We start from the raw sequence: 15,739 nt of genomic DNA, 5'->3' as shown, positions 1-15,739 counted from the left end.
AAAGGCTACCTAAAAAACTTAGTGCGCATCCCGCCACAACTTTTGAACTTTCCGCATTGCATAGCCGGGCATGCCCAAGTCCTCGATGGTTTGCTTATTCCACGTTCCACGGACCTGTCCTTCCACCACGATGGCGCGGCGAAATACCCCGCGGTTTCCAGGAACAAGTACCTCGTGGACTTCCTTCGTCATCGCAAAAAGACGGTCTTGATAACCCAAGATGTACTCGTCAAATGCTCCCAGCAGCAATACCGATTGCTTCTTTCGCGCTTCGGCCATTTCCACTATCTCAGCCGACACAAGGTCCTGGGAAACTTCGCCGCAGCGCATGATGTCCGGCGCGAGGTTTTCGGCTGCGGGCCGTATCAGTCTTTGTGGGAGCTTTGCCCACCAGGCAAAGTCGTGCAATGTTGCGGGACCGTGCGTTCGGAAGTACCGAGTCATCAGCTCCGCGGTCGCCGCGACTTTATCGCCGTTGAAGGTCTCCTCTAGCCCCGGCAGATCCACCGGTGTGATGAGCTGATCGGCTCCTGAATAGACGGCGTGACCGCTTTCCATTGCTACACGCACAACATGCCAAAAGGGTACGTCGGGCAACGCTGTTGCAGCCCGCTCCTTGAGCTCGGCGCGCGAAAGCGGATTCTCAATGAGCTTGGTTACCCCTGCTCGCAGCTCGGTATCACCCTTGCGCCCCTTCGCGCAGAGTTCGGTTATCCAGCCTATGTCCTTGATAGAAGCCGCGAAAAGCGTATTGCGCATGGGATACCCACGCACAATGTTTCCAGCATCTGAATGGTCTTTCGCCCGCAAGGCCAGTGACCGGCGCACCGAATGCAAGTCTTGGCCTTGCATGACGCCGAAGGCGCGGGCTGTCTCCTCAGCGCTCTCCCACCGCCTCATGGTTAGGCCTTGCGAGGCGAGCCTCAAGCGCGCCTTTTCCCGGCGGGAGAATATAACCGAGCTAGTGGGCTGCGGCATCCCAATCCTTGCCGGCTCCGGCGGAGACCTCTAGCGGCACGTTCAGCTCGATCGCTGAGTCCATCTCGCGCTCGAGAATCTCTCGAACTTCGTCCGCCTCACCGGGGGCGACTTCGACCACCAATTCATCGTGTACCTGAAGCAGCACACGGGACTTCATCCCTTGCAGTGCGCGGTCTACGCGAATCATCGCCACCTTAATAATGTCAGCGGCAGTGCCCTGAATCGGTGCATTAAGCGCCGCGCGCTCCGCGTTCTCGCGTGCTAGGCGGTTATCGGAGTTAAGCTCTGGCAAGTAGCGGCGACGGCCGAAGAGCGTTGCCGTGTAGCCATCCTTGCGGGCTTGGACCACGACTTCATCGAGGTACTTCTTCACGCCGCCAAAGCGCTCAAAGTAGCTTTCCATGATGGACTTTGCTTCCCCTGCCGGAATGCCCAATTGCTGGGATAGGCCGAAAGCGGAAAGTCCGTATACCAACCCATAAGACATTGCCTTAACTCGGCGGCGCAGCTCGGGTGTCACTTGGTCAACGGGAACGTCAAAGACTCGGGAGCCAACATAGTTGTGCAGGTCTTCGCCTTCCTTATAGGCCTCGATGAGGCCTGGATCGGCGGAGAGGTGCGCCATGACACGCATCTCAATCTGCGAGTAGTCCGCAGTCATGAGTTCATCGAAGCCATCGCCCACGATGAAGGCAGAACGAATCTGGCGGCCTGCTTCGGTGCGCACGGGGATGTTTTGCAGGTTGGGTTCGGTGGACGACAAACGGCCGGTAGAGGCCACGGTTTGGTTAAACGTGGTGTGAATGCGGCCGTCAGGCTGCACGGTTTTGATGAGGCCCTCCAGGGTGGTCTTCATCTTCTGGTACTCGCGGTGTGCCAAGAGGTGATCCAAGAAGGGATGAGGGTTCTTTGCCGCGAGCTGTTCAATCTCCTTGGCCGCGGTGGAATAGCCCGTCTTCGTCTTTTTGGTCTTGGGCAGCTCGAAAGTCTCAAAGAGCACGGTTTGCAGCTGCTTCGGCGAGTTGAGGTTGAGCTTGTCATCGCCGGCAAGCTCGCGGGCGGCACGTTCTTGTTCGGCAACCTGCTCTACAAAGGCATCCTTTTGCGTTTCGAGAATGTCAACGTCAACGGCGATTCCGGTAGCCTCCATGCGCGCCAGGATGGTTACCAGCGGCAACTCGAGGTCGGTATAGAGCTCGAAAGAGTCAATCTCCTGTAGCTCCGCGGTGAGCCGTTCTGCCAGCTCCAAAATTGCCGCGGCCTGGTCAACCAGGGAGGAATCATCCAGGAGAGACAGCTGCTCCGTGGCGGCGCCGAGAGTCTTTTGGAGGTGGCGCTGGTAGACGTCGGCAAGCGCATAAGTGCGCTGACCTGGGCGAAGCAGGTAGGCAGCAAGGGCCGTGTCATGGGCAATGCCGGCCAGCTCTATCCCACGACCGGCAAGCATATGAAAGGCCGCCTTTGCCTCGTGGAAATACTTCGGCGCATCAGATGCCAACCACTGGGCTAGGGCCTTATCGTCCTCAGCAGAAAGATCGCCCAGCTCCACTTGCAGGCCGTGGCGTTCCTGGTCCACGAAAGCGATCGCAGAAGCGTCGCCTTGTCCCGGGTTTCCCTCGCCTTGGACATACACCGCAACATGCTCGCGGCCGGGCAACCACTGGGACAAGGGTTCGTCATCGATGACCGTCTCTAGCTCTTGGACTTGCTCTGCCTGCTCTGCTGCCTCAGCACCATCATTGGGAATGGCTGCGAGTACGCGATCGCGCAGGCTGGTACCAAACTCAAGGTCATCAAACTTGGCGGCAACGTCGGCGACCTTGGCTTCCTTAAAGGCCAAGTCATTTGGACCGACCTCTAGGTCCATGTCCGTAATCATCTGGGTGAGCTTGCGGTTCATCTGCACCTGCTCGATGCGCTCGCGGAAGTTATTGCCTACCACGCCCTTAATTTCCTCGGCGTGTTCTACCAAGGATGCCAAGTCTCCATACTTGACTATCCACTTGGTGGCCGTCTTCTCGCCTACCTTTGGGATGCCCGGCAAATTATCGGAAGGATCGCCACGCAGCGCGGCAAAGTCCGGGTACTGCGCGGGGGTGAGACCGTACTTCTCTTCTACCGCGGAAGGGGTAAAACGGTGGAGCGTGGATACGCCCTTCATGGGATAGAGCACCGTGGTGGACTCATTAACCAACTGCAGGTAGTCACGGTCGCCGGTGACGATCAGGGTCTCATAATCCTGCGCCTCGGTTGCGAGAGTGGCCAGGATGTCATCAGCCTCGAAATTCTCCCGGGACAGGGTGGTAATTCCCAGTACCTCGAGCACCTCGCGAATGAGGTCTACCTGACCCTTGAATTCCTCCGGTGCAGCCTCGCGCTGGGCCTTATAGTCCGGAAACATCTCGGTGCGGAAGGTTTTGCGCCCCACGTCGAATGCCACCGCAATGGCGTCGGGGGCCTCTTCCGCCACGATATTAGAGAGCATCGATAAGAATCCATATACAGCATTGGTGTGCTGACCTCCTGAGGTGGAGAAATTATCCACCGGCAGGGCATAGAAGGCGCGAAATGCCATGGAGTGGCCGTCAATGAGCAGAAGTCGAGGCTGATTAGTAGTCACCTGCCCCATCCTAGAGAAGCACGCCGACATCCGAACACCCCGGTGCAGATTTTGTGGATGACGTGGGCATTCCCCCGCTGCCCCTACCCAATTAGGAATTCGCCTAGTGCCTGCGCTACTATTTTCACAGTCAAAGGCAGTCCGCCTTTACACTGTGCGCCCCTGTAGCCCAATTGGCAGAGGCAACGGATTCAAAACCCGTCCAGTGTGAGTTCGAGTCTCACCAGGGGCACTTTTCGTAACAACCCTCTGACCGGGAACTTCCTGGTAGGGGGTTGTTTTTCTTGTTACGAAACTGCAGTCATTGCGATCATAACGAGCATTACGAGCACTAGATGTTGTCACGCGATCAGGCCCACAAATCCGACAGTTTCGCAGACACAGACCCCAAATCATCGTCAAAAAGATCCGCATACGTGTTCAGCGTCATGGCCGCGTCCTCGTGCCCCAGCTGGCGGCTCACCACCAAAACAGTGGCCCCCGCACTGATAAGCAGCGACGCCGCGGTGCGCCTCAAACCGTGTGGGGTGATGTGCGGGAATGTGGGGTCAGCAGCCTGTAGACGCGCCACAGCCTCCGTGAACCAGCTACCAGAGCTGGGCAAACGCATAGGAGTGGACGGATCACCGGGGCGGTGAAAAAGATACTCCCCTGGTCCCACAGCCGCAGCCCGTGCTCGAAGATCGTCAGCCACTACATCAGAAAATGCGACTGTACGGATTTTGCGTGTTTTTGGTGGCCCCACGACGATTTTTCCACCCACGGTAGTAGCAGAACGCCGGACAACCAGCCTGCGAGTATTAAAACTGAAGTCCTCGGGGGTGAGTCCGGCCAGCTCACCGAAACGCAGCCCTGTGGTCGCCAGTACCCGCATCTATAGGCTATGCGAAGTTTCCATAGCCAGAAATAGTACTCACCCATAAGAACGCTGATACGACGAAAGCCGCAGCGAATGTGAAGGCAAAAGCACGCCATGATCGGTCGCTAAGCCGACCCTTTTTCAACATGTAGACAGACATGGCTAATACTCCCAACACCACCAATGAAGGTAGAGGTAGCCCATAGAAGACGAACGGTATTGAAAGCCAGGTGGACAGGACCACTCCGCCGTAAAGGGTTGCGACGCCCAAGACAATTCCAAAAAGTATTCCCGGAATGATCGTTCTTTCTTTCACAACAAATTCCTTACCAATCAGTTTATCTTGATCAGACCACCGTTTTTAGCCTGCGCATGACATTCATTGATGGCGCCCGCTTCATCTCCTTCGTGTCGCAATCCAATGTCTCGACCAATGGCATTGTCTGTTTGATCCATGTGCCCAGCTTCAGGAGAACCAGGATGGTCTGTTTCGTGGGCATCGCCAATTTTTCGTGCATAATCTGCGTTAGCCCGGATCGTTGTCAGCACCTGCCACACACAATGCCTATCAGCGTCCTGAATGTTATCGTTCGTTACTTTGTTTGGAAACGTTTGCGAGGAAATGCGTTCCGCGTGTTCGGAATACCTAGGCATGGTGGTAGATTACCTTTCTTCCCAACCCAACCGGGCTGGATATCAGGTGTCTATCTAACAGGGGTCAGGTCCTTTGCTACTTTTTGCCGCAATGGGGTTCCTTTCTAACTTTGGATGTTTTTATCAGTATTGGTTTTGTGAGATTTTTGGGTATTGGCGTTGTCAAATCGTTGTCGCAGAACGTGGCAACATAAATTACTCCCTGGTCAGACCCTTACATTACGTTAGTTGGTGTGAGTTCGAGTCTCACCAGGGGCACAACGAGATAAGACCTCGGTTTCCACTAAATAAGGAAACCGAGGTCTTTGCTTTAGCCCAGTTCAGGCAGGGTTGGCAGGTGATACTTGCGCAGTAGCGCGTTAATTTGCGGAATCGAGGCCTTCAGTTGCGGGAGGGCGAGGCCGATGAGGCCGGCCACGCCCGCGATGCCGAGGATTGCTCCCAGAACGGCGGGCTTGGAGCTCGCGTCGCTGCTCGATGCGGAGCTTCCCGTGGCAGGCTGCGTGGTATCGGCCGGCTTGCCGTCATCGTGTGCACGGGCGGTTAGCCATTCGTCCTTGCCCAGAACACCCTGGGTCAGGCGGGTCTCGCCGATCCAGCCGTACCACGGATCCTGCGGGCGCTGGTTGTCAAAGCCGCCACCCATGACCCACTGCAGGTCCCGCGGGAGGAGGCCTTCGGCGCCTACGGCATTGCGCAAGATAGGCGCGCCGTTGATGAACATCTCCACGCTATCGCGCTCCGGATCATTGACCACGGCGATGTGCATCCACTCGTCCTTGGGCACCTCGTGGGACCATACGGTAGAACCGCTTCCCTGCTTCGGCTCCGCCCACCAGCGCAGCTCGCGGAGATTGGAGATACCAAACATGACGGTGGGATCCGTGTCCTCAGAGCCGTCAACCAACTTATTGATGGCAGAGTCGCGGCTAAGCGCGCTTCCCCAGCCATGCTCGGCACCATTGAAGTCTTCAGGAATCTTGACGAAGGATTCGAAGGTGTACCCCTTGGTGGTGTCCACATTATTGGCGGCCGCGCCCTTGTCGGTGCGGAACTCGGCGTTGCCTACCTTGCCGGCAGGGTCGGACCAGAAGAGGGAGCCGGCATCAGAAGACAGCGGGTGGTGATCGGAGCTATAGGTCACCCGATCACCTAGCATGGCGCCAGAGCGGTGCAGGTCGCTGCCGGAATCGCTGGAAACGTCGGGGATGGTAGTGCCGCGGCCGGCAGGGGCGCCGTCGGCAAGCGCATGCCCGTCCTTGTCTTGGGCCTGGCCCGGGCGCCAGTGGAATACCGTGCGATCATTCTTGGCAAAGTCATCCGCGCCCTTGGGCAGCTCATCCTCCGCGATGGTGTAGGGCCTATAGCCTTCCGCGGCGATGTCGCGCGCACGCTGCGCTAGGTCCGGCTGGTGGCCCTCGCCCACGGTGAAATCCGGGGAAAAGGAGGAAAAGCGCTGCTCAAAGTCGAACGGAATGGCGTAGCTATCGCCCTGATCATCCAGGGTGAGCTTGTCGAACTGCGTCAGCTCCTCGTGCGGCTTCTGCGCCACCCACGGCGAGAGCGCGGTCATCTCCAGCTGCTTGCCGGAAAGGTCGAACTCGAGCACGCCCAGCAGACCATTTCCGCCCTGGTAGGCCATCTGATAATCCTGCAGGATAGAAACGACATCGTGGCCGGCATCGTTCTTATCCACGCGGTAGCCCGCACCGTGGTGGTGGCCGCCCATCACCAGGAAGATCTGGTCGTTGCGCTTGATGAACGTATCCCACAGGCCCTTGCCATAGTCATCGGAATAGAAAACGTTGCCCTCGCCATCGATATTGAGGGCTTCGTGCGTCGTGACGATGACGGGGAGGTTGGGGTGCTTATCGATGATGCCTTGCGCCCACGCAAGGGCCTTCTCATCGGCGCGCCAGCCCAGTGCCAAGTTGAGGTACTTCTGACCCTCGGCTTCAAAGATGTGGGCCTCGGAGTCATTATTGACCGCAGTGTAGCGCTCTTGGAAGCTCTCCGGATTAGCGGCTTTGGCGCGATCGGCGCTAAACCACTTGTCATAAGGGTGGGCCGCCGCACCCTCGACGTCCATGTCGTGATTGCCGGGCAGGATGGAGTAGTTCAGGTCAGAATCGTCGAGGACCTGCATGGCCTTATCGGCTACCTGCCATTCGCCCTCCACGTTCCACTGGTCGACGACATCGCCCAGGTGGGTGACGAAGTCCATGTTCAGCTCGTCTTGGTGGTCTACCAACCATTGAGTTTGGGCCAAGTAGGGTTCGCTTCCGTAGCGAGCTTGGGCCAAGTTGCCCGTCTCCGGGGTGGAATAGCGCGAATAGAACTGGGTATCCGGTAAGACGCCGATGCTGAAACGAGAGCCCTCGCTTGGCGACGCCCCCTCGGCCCCAAACTCCGCAGCACTTGCGGCCGGTACAACAACGAGGTTTCCCACCACCGCGGTTGCAGTTAGCGCAGGCAGGACGAAACGATTTTTCATAGAGAGTCCTTTATGACTGGAAAGGGATGCTTGCTCAGGGGAAATGGCGGGAATACGCGAGGGATTCTAGGGCGTGAATCTTTCAGCTAGTTGAAGCCCGCGTAAACATCAGACTGAATAATGGGAAACTTATGGTTTCTCCCAAAGAGAGAATTTGCCCGTGTGAGATTCCGCATATCCTGCCCCAAACTGCATAGTTGCATTGGGATGTATTAAACTGACAGAATATTCATGAATACGGTTTTACCTCTACGGTTAGGGAGAAGAGCCTTCCCTACCGCGGTAGGTAGATCACCGCCCTCTAATGAAAGATATGCATTTCGCTTGACAGCGGTTCGCCTAGCGTCTCCCTCCGGCACTTTTCTGCCGCCTTGCTAGGCCAGTCGCCCTCAGCACCAGTCCCCTCCCAGGTAGATTTTTATTTTATGCAGTACATTTTGAACGCTATCCGCGGTGCCCTCATCGGCATGGCCGAGCTCGTACCGGGCATCTCCGGTGGCACCGTGGCGCTCATCGTGGGTATTTATGAACGCGCAGTCCACAACGCCAACGATCTCATCTCCGGCCGCTTCAAAAAGGTCGAATGGAGCTTCCTCATCTCCGTAGCGATCGGCATGTTCATCGCCGTCTTCGGGATGTCCACCGTGCTTTCTAACTTCGTGGAAAATCACGTATCGGCTTCCGGAGCGCTCTTTTTGGGCATGGTGGCTGTGTCCATTTTTGTACCGCTATCCATGCTCTCCAAGCAGGAACGGCTACGCCCCTCGTCCATCATCGCGTTCGTCGTTGCCACGATTGCCATCTTCTTTATCACCGGATTCACCTCCGAACCGCACGAGAACCCCAGCCTCATCGTGGTCTTCTTCGCCGCCGCCATCGCGGTATGTGCACTCATCCTGCCTGGCATCTCCGGCTCGCTTATCCTGCTGACCATGGGCCTCTACCAGCCCATCATTGGCGCCGTTTCAGATCGTGACCTAGGCACTATCGCCATCTTCGCGCTGGGTGCCCTGTGTGGTCTTGCGGCGTTTATCAAGGTGTTGAACTTCCTGCTGGATCATCACCGCGCCCCTACGCTGATGGCTATGGCAGGTTTCATGCTCGGTTCTCTGCGCGCACTGTGGCCCTGGGGAGCTGACCAAGATGCCTCTAGCGGCATCATCATTGGCATGTTCATCCTCGGTGCACTCATCGTCTCCGCCTTCATCTTCGTAGATATGAAGAAAGCCCGCGCTATAGATGAAAGGACGGCGCAAAAATAATGCCGCGCTCGTTTTCTCGCCGCGCAACTATCGCCGCGGTCCTCGTCCCCACGCTGAGCCTAGGCGCCTGCGTCACCAACGAGGAAGATTCCACTCCGGACGGCTGGGAAGAACCCCATTCCGCAATGGTGCCGGAAATTGCCGCCATGTATGACGACAACGATGGCGTCCTCACTGCCGGAACTAACCCACCCTATGCCCCATTTCAGCTTAAGGATTCCCACGGTGCGCTCCAGGGCGTTGAACTCGATCTTGCGCACGCCGTTGCCGGCGTCTTGGGACTCGATTTCCAGCCCGTGGAACAGGACTTCTCCATGATCCTGCCCGCCGTGCAATCGGGCCAGATTGATATGGGCGCATCCGGATTCACGGATAACCCCGAGCGCCGCAATGAATTCGACTTTGTAGATCACCTCTACGCCGGCATCCAGTGGGCCGAGCGAGTAGATGGCCCCAAGAAGGTTGACCCGGATAATCCTTGCGGCCTGACCGTCGCGGTGCAGCGCACCACGGTATCTGAAACCGACGATGTGCGCCCCAAGAAGGATGCGTGCAACGGCGATCTCACGGTTTTGTCTTATGACACCGGTGACAACGCCGCGCTGGCGGTACTTATGGGACGCGCAGATGCCCTGTCCGCAGACTCCCCAGTAACGGCGTGGGCGGTCAATCGCTCCGAAGGAAAGATGCGGCAGGTAGGCGATATGTTCCAAGCATCGCCCTATGGCTTTGCCGTACCCAAGGATTCCGATTTGGGCAAGGCCTCGGCTGCGGCACTGCAACACCTCATCGAAACCGGTGAGTATGCAGAAATTTTGTCCCGTTGGGGCATCGAGGATGGCTTAATAGACCAGGCAATGATTAATGAAAGGCCGATCAATGGTTAATGAAAATGCGGCGACGCCAGCTACGGCAGAGCCTAAGGAAAAGCCCGCCAAGATCGAGGCGCGACCTCTACGCCACCCGTGGCGCTGGGTATTCGCCGGCCTGCTTATCGTGCTCGGCGTGTGGTTCATCATCGCCTCCGCCCGCAACGAGGCCTTTGGCTGGGACACCTACTTCCAGTATCTCTTTGATAAGCGCATTGCGCTTGCCTCCCTGCACACCATTGCCATCACCATTTTGTCAATGATCATCGGCGTTGTGGGTGGTGCCATCCTTGCGGTTATGCGCATGTCCCCGAACCCGGTGCTGCGCAGCGTCTCCTGGATATTCCTCTGGGTCTTCCGCGGCACGCCGATCTATGTGCAACTGGTGTTCTGGGGCCTGCTCTCCGCCATCTACCAATCCATCAACTTGGGCTTTACCGAGGTGTCTTTGCAGACGATCCTCACCAACGCCTTCTTCCTTGCGGTGATGGGCCTGGGGCTTAATGAAGCCGCCTATATGGCCGAGATTGTGCGCTCCGGTATCACCTCCGTTCCCGAGGGGCAGAAGGAAGCGTCCAAGGCACTGGGCATGTCCTGGTGGATGACCATGCGCCGCACCGTCCTTCCGCAGGCCATGCGCATTATCATTCCGCCCACAGGAAATGAGTTCATTTCCTTGCTCAAGACCTCTTCCCTCGTGGTGGCCATTCCTTATACCGAGGAGATCTTCGGCCGTTCCACGGATATTTCCGCCGCCCTCTTCCAGCCCATCCCGTTGCTGCTGGTCGCAGCGTCCTGGTACCTCGTGGTTACTTCCCTGCTGATGGTGGGTCAGTACTTCCTGGAGCGCCGCTTTGAGCGCGGTGCCACCCGCGAGCTCACCGGCCGCCAACTTGCTGCGCTGGCAGACGCTGAAGGAACCATCCCCCGCAACGTATCCGTGATTTCGGAGGCTAAAAACTAATGGCTACTCCCATGATTTCCGCCCAGAACGTCCATAAGTCCTTCGGGCAGCTCGAGGTCCTCAAAGGCATTGACCTTGAGGTCCAGCCCGGCGAAGTGGCCTGCCTACTAGGCCCCTCGGGCTCCGGCAAGTCCACCTTCCTGCGCTGCGTCAACCACCTTGATAAGGCGACGGCGGGCCGACTCTATGTCGACGGCGAGCTGATTGGCTACCGCGAAAAGAACGGCACCCTTTATGAGATCAGCGAGAAGGAAGCCGCAGAACAGCGCTCCGATATCGGAATGGTCTTTCAGTCTTTCAACCTCTTCCCCCACCGCACGGTGATTGAAAACATCATCGAGGCACCGGTGCAGGTGAAAAAGATTCCGGAAGAGACCGCCCGCGCCCGCGCTATGGAGCTGTTGGAGGACGTCGGCTTGGCGTCCAAGGCCAATAACTACCCGGTACAGCTCTCCGGCGGCCAGCAGCAGCGCGTGGCCATCGCTCGTGCAGTGGCTATGGATCCTAAGCTTATGCTTTTCGACGAACCTACGTCCGCCCTCGACCCCGAGCTCGTCGGCGAAGTGCTGCGCGTTATGAAGGACCTCGCAGCTGAAGGCATGACCATGCTCGTCGTCACCCACGAGATGGGTTTTGCGCGCGAGGTAGCCGATAAGGTCTTCTTCATGGATGGCGGCGTAGTTATCGAGTCCGGCAGCCCAGCTGAGGTGCTGGATAACCCGCAACAGCCACGCACCAAGGACTTTTTGGCGTCGCTACTCTAATTCCCGCAGCACTCCGCTGAGTGCCTTCAGCCCGCCGGTCCTCTTCCGCGAAGAGGACCGGCGGGCTTTGCCGTGGCTGACTCGTCTACGAAAGCGTCAAAATACCCCGAATCAGTGCGCTGGCCGCGCCCAACCCGGCAACGCTTAGTGAGAGCACGCGGGCCTTTTCTCGCGGAACACGCTGGGCAATCCGGGTGCCGGCCCAAATGCCGACGAACATACCTAAGACTCCGGCGGGCCACATCACCCAAGGCAAGCCATCAAAGTGGGCCGCACCTGTGAGCGTCTTGGTCATCACGGAAAAGAATCCGCCTACAACAAAAATGGGCTGCAGCGTGGCGGCGTAGACATGTTGGGGCCACTTTGCCGCTTGGGCGTAGACGGTAATAACCGGGCCGGCCACGCCGGCCAAGGTGTTGGTAAAGCCGCCGAGAATACCGGCGGAGATGGCAGGGCCTTTGCCCTCCATCGGCGGGACAAACTTCTTTCCAAATGTCACTACGGCCAATGCGGCCAGAAGCGCAGCGCCCACTACGATCATGAGCCCTGCCGTGTCCATACGCCTAATGAGCAACGCCGCGGCCAAGGAACCAATCACCATAACTGGAGCTATAAGTCCGAACTTCTTCCAGCTCACATTCTCACGCACGGAATAGGTGGTCAGAATCGCATTTATGCAGGCCAGAACGTTAATGACGAGGATTCCTTCGACCGGCCCCATAATGAGCATGAGGATGGGACCGCCGATGAGACCGAGCCCCATTCCGGATACCCGCTGCAGTGTCGAACCAACGACAACGACGAGGAAAATAACCAGTGCGAGGCTCACTGCCGGTATTTCTCCTTTACCGCACGGCCTACGGATTCGGGGAACATACCCGTTACGTCACCGCCAAACTTTGCTACCTGCTTACACAACGAGGAACTGATATAGCCGTACTTCTCGTCCGTGAGTAGGAAGACAGTATCGATTCCCGAAAGGCGCCGGTTCATCTGCGCCATGGGCAGCTCATATTCATAATCCAGAGAGCTACGCAGTCCCTTCACTAGGACGTCTGCCCCATGCTCCGTGGTGTAGTCCACCAACAGCCCGGAGCAATAATCCACCTTGATGGAAGAATCCACGCTCTGGCGGATAAGTTCCATACGCTCCTCCACGCTAAAGAGGCCGCAGGGCTTGTCAGGGTTACCGGTTACTAACACGGTGACCTCATCAAACATCTGGTTAGCGCGGTTGATGATATCGACGTGGCCCAAGGTAACGGGGTCGAAGGATCCAGGGCAGACGGCCTTAGTCATGCTACTTTCGCTTTCTTTTCAGTGGTTTAGTCTTCGGTGTCCTCGCTGCCGGGGCGGGTATAAACCGCCATATCCATGCGTGCGATGCCAAAGGTGCGCTTCTTAAGCTTCTGGCCGGTGGGCTCAAAACCAGCAGGCCACTCAGTATCCGCGGAATCAACATGGCGCTCAATTACTACCATTGCGCGATCGGTAAGCACTGGTTCGATGGCAGCAATGAGTTCATCCACTTCATCAAAAGCATAGGGTGGGTCCGCCAGCACCAAGTCAAAGTGTTTGCGAGGGGCACTAGCCAGGTAAGTGCTTACCTTCATCTCATGCACGCGCACGCCGGGATGCTTGACGACGCCCATGTTGTGCCGGATGATCTTTACCGCATCGCCCGAAGCTTCCACCAGTACTGCTTCATCTGCCCCACGGCTCGCTGCCTCAAGGCCTAGGGCACCAGAGCCAGCAAAAAGATCGAGCACCGAAGATCCAGCAAAGCCCCACCGTGCAGTGAGGGATGAAAAGAGCCCTTCGCGGGCGCGGTCTGCTGTAGGCCGGGTTCCTTCCGCAGGCACCTTAATGGTGCGGCCGCGGGCTTCGCCGGCAATAATGCGCGTCATTTATGCTTCTCCAATCACCATCAAAAGGTCTCCGCCCAGCACGTCACTAAAATCAGAGACCACGATACGGTAGACCTTTCCTGGTCCCGGGCTTTCTACGGGAGCCTCAAGCTTCGTGGCTTCAACGGTCGCAAGTGGTGCTCCGGTATCAACGGTGTCTCCCACATTCACATGGCAGCGGACGATGCCCGCGAAGGGGGCGTAAACTCTCATGCTTCTAGGTTAACCCGTCTTAGTTCTTCTCCAAGTATTCCTGTTCGCTTTCGCTCAAATTGCGCGTGAGTTCCTCAGCCAGCTCGGGATTGCGCAGCACCATGGCGCGCGCATCCGCATGGGTGCGCTCCACAATGTCTTGGTCATCTGCCAAGTTCAGTAGCCGCAGTGTGCGATGCGTTCCGGACTGCATGGTGCCCAAGATGTCGCCTTCTTGGCGCTGGCGCAAATCAAGCTCGGCCAGTTCAAAACCCGAGGAAGTTTGGGCGATCTGAGTGATACGACGGAAGGATGGAGTGTTATCGGCTGCCGTTGTGTGCAGAAGACAAATGGAGGCATTGCCGCCTCGTCCCACGCGCCCGCGCAACTGGTGTAATTGGGAGACGCCGAAATGCTCGGACTCGCGAATGAGCATCACCGTGGCATTGGGAACATCCACGCCCACCTCAATGACCGTCGTAGAGACCAGGATATCGATCTCTCCCCTGGCAAATGACGTCATTACCTCGTCTTTATTGGGCATCTTTCCGTGCAAGATGGCTACGCGCAGTCCCTTAAACGGTCCGTTTTCTAGCTGCTGTGCAAGCTCTAGCACCCCGCCTTTGCCTTCAATGCGCGGGCAGACGATATAGGCCTGATGGCCGTGAGCAACCTCCTCGCGTATCCGCTCGAGTGCGCGCAGCACCCAGGTCGGCCGCCACTCGGCCACTACCGCTGACTGAATAGGTTTGCGACCACCGGGCAGCTCGGTCAGCGTTGATACGGCGAGGTCACCAAAGACGGTCATCGCAATGGTGCGCGGAATCGGTGTTGCTGTCATCACCAGCACGTGGGGGCTGAGGCCTTCACGTGCCTTTAACCGCAGGCTATCGCGCTGCTCTACACCGAACCGGTGTTGCTCATCTACGACGACCAATCCCAGGTTAAAGAACTCCACGGTGTCTTGGATAATCGCATGGGTTCCAATGATGATGTCCGCGTCACCGGAGACAATGTCCAATAAAGCCTGCCGCTTGTCCGCCGTACGCATGGAGCCGGTCAGGAGTACCACCTTGACCCCTTCGGGAACCGAGGTCCCGATGGAGGCAGCATGTTGGGAGGCGAGTACTTCCGTCGGCGCCAGCAGTGCGGCCTGCGTTCCTGCGTCGACAGCCTGCAGCATACCGCAGGTAGCCACCATGGTTTTGCCAGAGCCAACCTCACCTTGCAGCAAGCGCATCATGGGCAGCGGACGAGCCAGATCGTCTTCAATCTCGCTGATGACGCGCCGCTGCCCTTCAGTCAGATCAAAGGGCAGATGGCTAAGCAGTTCTTCGCGATAGCCGCCTAAGGTAGCCGGCATGGTAGGAGCGGTGCGGGCTTCGGCATCTCGCTGGCGCAAAGCCATCACCAGGCCAATGGACAAAGCCTCGTTGTACTTCAGCCGCTGAATCGCACGGTACGGGCCCGCCTCCCCCGGCTCATGGATTTCCCGCACTGCCTTATCGAGGCTGATGATCATCCGATAATCCAGCGGTTCCGCAATCGGCGGGGTCTTAGATAGGACGTAGTGGATGGCGCCCATGATGTACCACGAGGTCACCTTGGACGTGGCTGGGTACACCGGTATCCATTCACGTTCCAAGAGGAGCTGGTCGAGCCTGCCAAACTGCGACAGATTCCGCAGCGAGCCGGTGGCCTTCGGGAGATGCTTCTTGCCGGATTCGGCTGCTGGCTGGCGGTAATCATCCAGCTCGCCATCGGGGCGGCCGAACGCATCGATCTCTACGAAGTCCGGCTGCTGTAATTGGGGTTGGTTGCGGAAGAATTTAAGCTTGCCGCTCATCATGACGCGCTGTCCGCGGTGCAACATCCGCATCACGTAATTGGCATTGAAAAAAGTCGCAACGATGCTGCCATCGAGCTGCACATTGATGATGGTGGTCTTGCCCGAGTCATGGCGGGTGAATCCGGTAATGGTTCCGGTAACCGTGACGATATCGCCCTCAGCAGCGTCTCCTAGGCCGACGTCCTTGTTGTGGCGGATATAGTCTCGCGGATAGTGAGCTAAGAGCTCACCGCAGGTCTCATACCCCAGCGCTTTGGTAATCTTCGCGGCATCTTTAGCCGCAAGCACCTCCGTCAAAGGGCGATTGTCCTGCCAGCCGAGCAT

General features: G+C 57.6%; 15 protein-coding genes and 1 tRNA gene. 5 read left to right on the top strand and 11 right to left on the bottom strand.

The window, feature by feature from the left end; all coding sequences use genetic code 11:
- Positions 1 to 18: 18 nt before the first annotated feature.
- Together ACKFRX_RS06230 and polA are read right to left on the bottom strand one after the other, a co-directional pair.
- Positions 19 to 900 carry a DNA glycosylase AlkZ-like family protein gene (locus tag ACKFRX_RS06230; RefSeq protein ID WP_239228539.1) on the bottom strand — a complete coding sequence of 294 codons (882 nt, stop codon included), beginning with the start codon at positions 898 to 900 and terminating at the stop codon, positions 19 to 21.
- 61 nt (positions 901 to 961) lie between these two features.
- A complete protein-coding gene (gene polA / locus ACKFRX_RS06225) occupies positions 962 to 3,610 on the bottom strand; it encodes a DNA polymerase I (RefSeq protein WP_408927519.1) in 2,649 nt (882 codons plus the stop codon).
- 149 nt (positions 3,611 to 3,759) lie between these two features.
- Here polA and ACKFRX_RS06220 point away from each other — a divergent pair.
- Positions 3,760 to 3,833: transfer RNA gene (locus ACKFRX_RS06220), tRNA-Leu, on the top strand.
- A gap of 117 nt (positions 3,834 to 3,950) precedes the next feature.
- Here the strand turns inward: ACKFRX_RS06220 and ACKFRX_RS06215 are convergent.
- The 4 genes from ACKFRX_RS06215 to ACKFRX_RS06200 all read right to left on the bottom strand — a co-directional run bounded on the left by ACKFRX_RS06215 (position 3,951) and on the right by ACKFRX_RS06200 (position 7,608).
- Entirely contained in the window at positions 3,951 to 4,475 is a 525-nt protein-coding gene (locus ACKFRX_RS06215) for a site-specific integrase (RefSeq protein WP_408927518.1), read from the bottom strand.
- Between the two features lie 7 nt (positions 4,476 to 4,482).
- Complete coding sequence (locus tag ACKFRX_RS06210; protein WP_408927517.1) at positions 4,483 to 4,776, bottom strand: hypothetical protein; 294 nt, start codon at positions 4,774 to 4,776, stop codon at positions 4,483 to 4,485.
- A 17-nt stretch (positions 4,777 to 4,793) separates the two neighbouring features.
- On the bottom strand, positions 4,794 to 5,114 hold the full coding sequence (locus tag ACKFRX_RS06205) for a DUF6973 domain-containing protein (RefSeq protein WP_408927516.1): 321 nt from the start codon (positions 5,112 to 5,114) through the stop codon (positions 4,794 to 4,796).
- Positions 5,115 to 5,424: 310 nt separating this feature from the next.
- Complete coding sequence (locus ACKFRX_RS06200) at positions 5,425 to 7,608, bottom strand: LamG-like jellyroll fold domain-containing protein (protein WP_408927515.1); 2,184 nt, start codon at positions 7,606 to 7,608, stop codon at positions 5,425 to 5,427.
- 425 nt (positions 7,609 to 8,033) lie between these two features.
- Between ACKFRX_RS06200 and ACKFRX_RS06195 the strand changes: the two genes are divergently transcribed.
- The 4 genes from ACKFRX_RS06195 to ACKFRX_RS06180 are packed head-to-tail and all read left to right on the top strand — an operon-like array spanning position 8,034 to position 11,467.
- Positions 8,034 to 8,870: a DUF368 domain-containing protein gene (locus ACKFRX_RS06195; protein ID WP_408927514.1), complete on the top strand. Its 837-nt coding sequence runs from the start codon at positions 8,034 to 8,036 to the stop codon at positions 8,868 to 8,870.
- A complete protein-coding gene (locus tag ACKFRX_RS06190; protein ID WP_284820527.1) occupies positions 8,870 to 9,757 on the top strand; it encodes an ABC transporter substrate-binding protein in 888 nt (295 codons plus the stop codon). The genes ACKFRX_RS06195 and ACKFRX_RS06190 overlap by 1 nt, the downstream gene beginning before the upstream one ends.
- Positions 9,750 to 10,703, top strand: coding sequence for an amino acid ABC transporter permease (locus ACKFRX_RS06185; RefSeq protein WP_150851377.1), 954 nt, complete (start codon positions 9,750 to 9,752; stop codon positions 10,701 to 10,703). Before ACKFRX_RS06190 ends, ACKFRX_RS06185 begins: the two co-directional genes overlap by 8 nt.
- Positions 10,703 to 11,467, top strand: coding sequence for an amino acid ABC transporter ATP-binding protein (locus ACKFRX_RS06180; RefSeq protein WP_005323289.1), 765 nt, complete (start codon positions 10,703 to 10,705; stop codon positions 11,465 to 11,467). The genes ACKFRX_RS06185 and ACKFRX_RS06180 overlap by 1 nt, the downstream gene beginning before the upstream one ends.
- Before the next feature lie 85 nt (positions 11,468 to 11,552).
- On the opposite strand, the gene ACKFRX_RS06175 is transcribed toward ACKFRX_RS06180, so the two are convergent.
- Genes ACKFRX_RS06175 through ACKFRX_RS06155 form a run of 5 tightly spaced genes read right to left on the bottom strand, consistent with a single transcriptional unit; the run spans position 11,553 to position 15,739 of the window.
- Positions 11,553 to 12,296: a TSUP family transporter gene (locus tag ACKFRX_RS06175; RefSeq protein WP_250412287.1), complete on the bottom strand. Its 744-nt coding sequence runs from the start codon at positions 12,294 to 12,296 to the stop codon at positions 11,553 to 11,555.
- The gene (gene coaD, locus ACKFRX_RS06170; protein ID WP_408927513.1) at positions 12,293 to 12,766 is read right to left on the bottom strand and encodes a pantetheine-phosphate adenylyltransferase; all 474 of its coding nucleotides are present in this window, start codon (positions 12,764 to 12,766) and stop codon (positions 12,293 to 12,295) included. Before coaD ends, ACKFRX_RS06175 begins: the two co-directional genes overlap by 4 nt.
- 26 nt (positions 12,767 to 12,792) lie before the next feature.
- Positions 12,793 to 13,374 carry a 16S rRNA (guanine(966)-N(2))-methyltransferase RsmD gene (rsmD, locus tag ACKFRX_RS06165; protein WP_408927512.1) on the bottom strand — a complete coding sequence of 194 codons (582 nt, stop codon included), beginning with the start codon at positions 13,372 to 13,374 and terminating at the stop codon, positions 12,793 to 12,795.
- The gene (locus tag ACKFRX_RS06160) at positions 13,375 to 13,587 is read right to left on the bottom strand and encodes a biotin/lipoyl-containing protein (protein WP_408927511.1); all 213 of its coding nucleotides are present in this window, start codon (positions 13,585 to 13,587) and stop codon (positions 13,375 to 13,377) included.
- Between the two features lie 19 nt (positions 13,588 to 13,606).
- The gene (locus ACKFRX_RS06155; protein ID WP_408927510.1) at positions 13,607 to 15,739 is read right to left on the bottom strand and encodes an ATP-dependent DNA helicase RecG; all 2,133 of its coding nucleotides are present in this window, start codon (positions 15,737 to 15,739) and stop codon (positions 13,607 to 13,609) included.

The organism is Corynebacterium tuberculostearicum (genome assembly GCF_046097465.1).
Lineage (GTDB): Bacteria > Actinomycetota > Actinomycetes > Mycobacteriales > Mycobacteriaceae > Corynebacterium > Corynebacterium tuberculostearicum_I.
The sequence above is the reverse complement of the archived record's forward strand: the minus strand, read 5'-3'. Positions and strand labels throughout refer to the sequence as shown.

Bases quoted from the DNA above. Each gene is read 5' to 3' on its own strand.
- ACKFRX_RS06185 (WP_150851377.1), top strand. From the start codon at position 9,750: ATGGTTAATGAAAATGCGGCGACGCCAGCTACGGCAGAGCCTAAGGAA.
- ACKFRX_RS06160 (WP_408927511.1), bottom strand. From the start codon at position 13,587: ATGAGAGTTTACGCCCCCTTCGCGGGCATCGTCCGCTGCCATGTGAAT.
- ACKFRX_RS06205 (WP_408927516.1), bottom strand. From the start codon at position 5,114: ATGCCTAGGTATTCCGAACACGCGGAACGCATTTCCTCGCAAACGTTT.
- ACKFRX_RS06230 (WP_239228539.1), bottom strand. From the start codon at position 900: ATGAGGCGGTGGGAGAGCGCTGAGGAGACAGCCCGCGCCTTCGGCGTC.
- ACKFRX_RS06215 (WP_408927518.1), bottom strand. From the start codon at position 4,475: ATGCGGGTACTGGCGACCACAGGGCTGCGTTTCGGTGAGCTGGCCGGA.
- ACKFRX_RS06180 (WP_005323289.1), top strand. From the start codon at position 10,703: ATGGCTACTCCCATGATTTCCGCCCAGAACGTCCATAAGTCCTTCGGG.
- ACKFRX_RS06195 (WP_408927514.1), top strand. From the start codon at position 8,034: ATGCAGTACATTTTGAACGCTATCCGCGGTGCCCTCATCGGCATGGCC.
- coaD (WP_408927513.1), bottom strand. From the start codon at position 12,766: ATGACTAAGGCCGTCTGCCCTGGATCCTTCGACCCCGTTACCTTGGGC.
- ACKFRX_RS06190 (WP_284820527.1), top strand. From the start codon at position 8,870: ATGCCGCGCTCGTTTTCTCGCCGCGCAACTATCGCCGCGGTCCTCGTC.
- rsmD (WP_408927512.1), bottom strand. From the start codon at position 13,374: ATGACGCGCATTATTGCCGGCGAAGCCCGCGGCCGCACCATTAAGGTG.
- polA (WP_408927519.1), bottom strand. From the start codon at position 3,610: ATGGGGCAGGTGACTACTAATCAGCCTCGACTTCTGCTCATTGACGGC.
- ACKFRX_RS06200 (WP_408927515.1), bottom strand. From the start codon at position 7,608: ATGAAAAATCGTTTCGTCCTGCCTGCGCTAACTGCAACCGCGGTGGTG.
- ACKFRX_RS06155 (WP_408927510.1), bottom strand. From the start codon at position 15,739: ATGCTCGGCTGGCAGGACAATCGCCCTTTGACGGAGGTGCTTGCGGCT.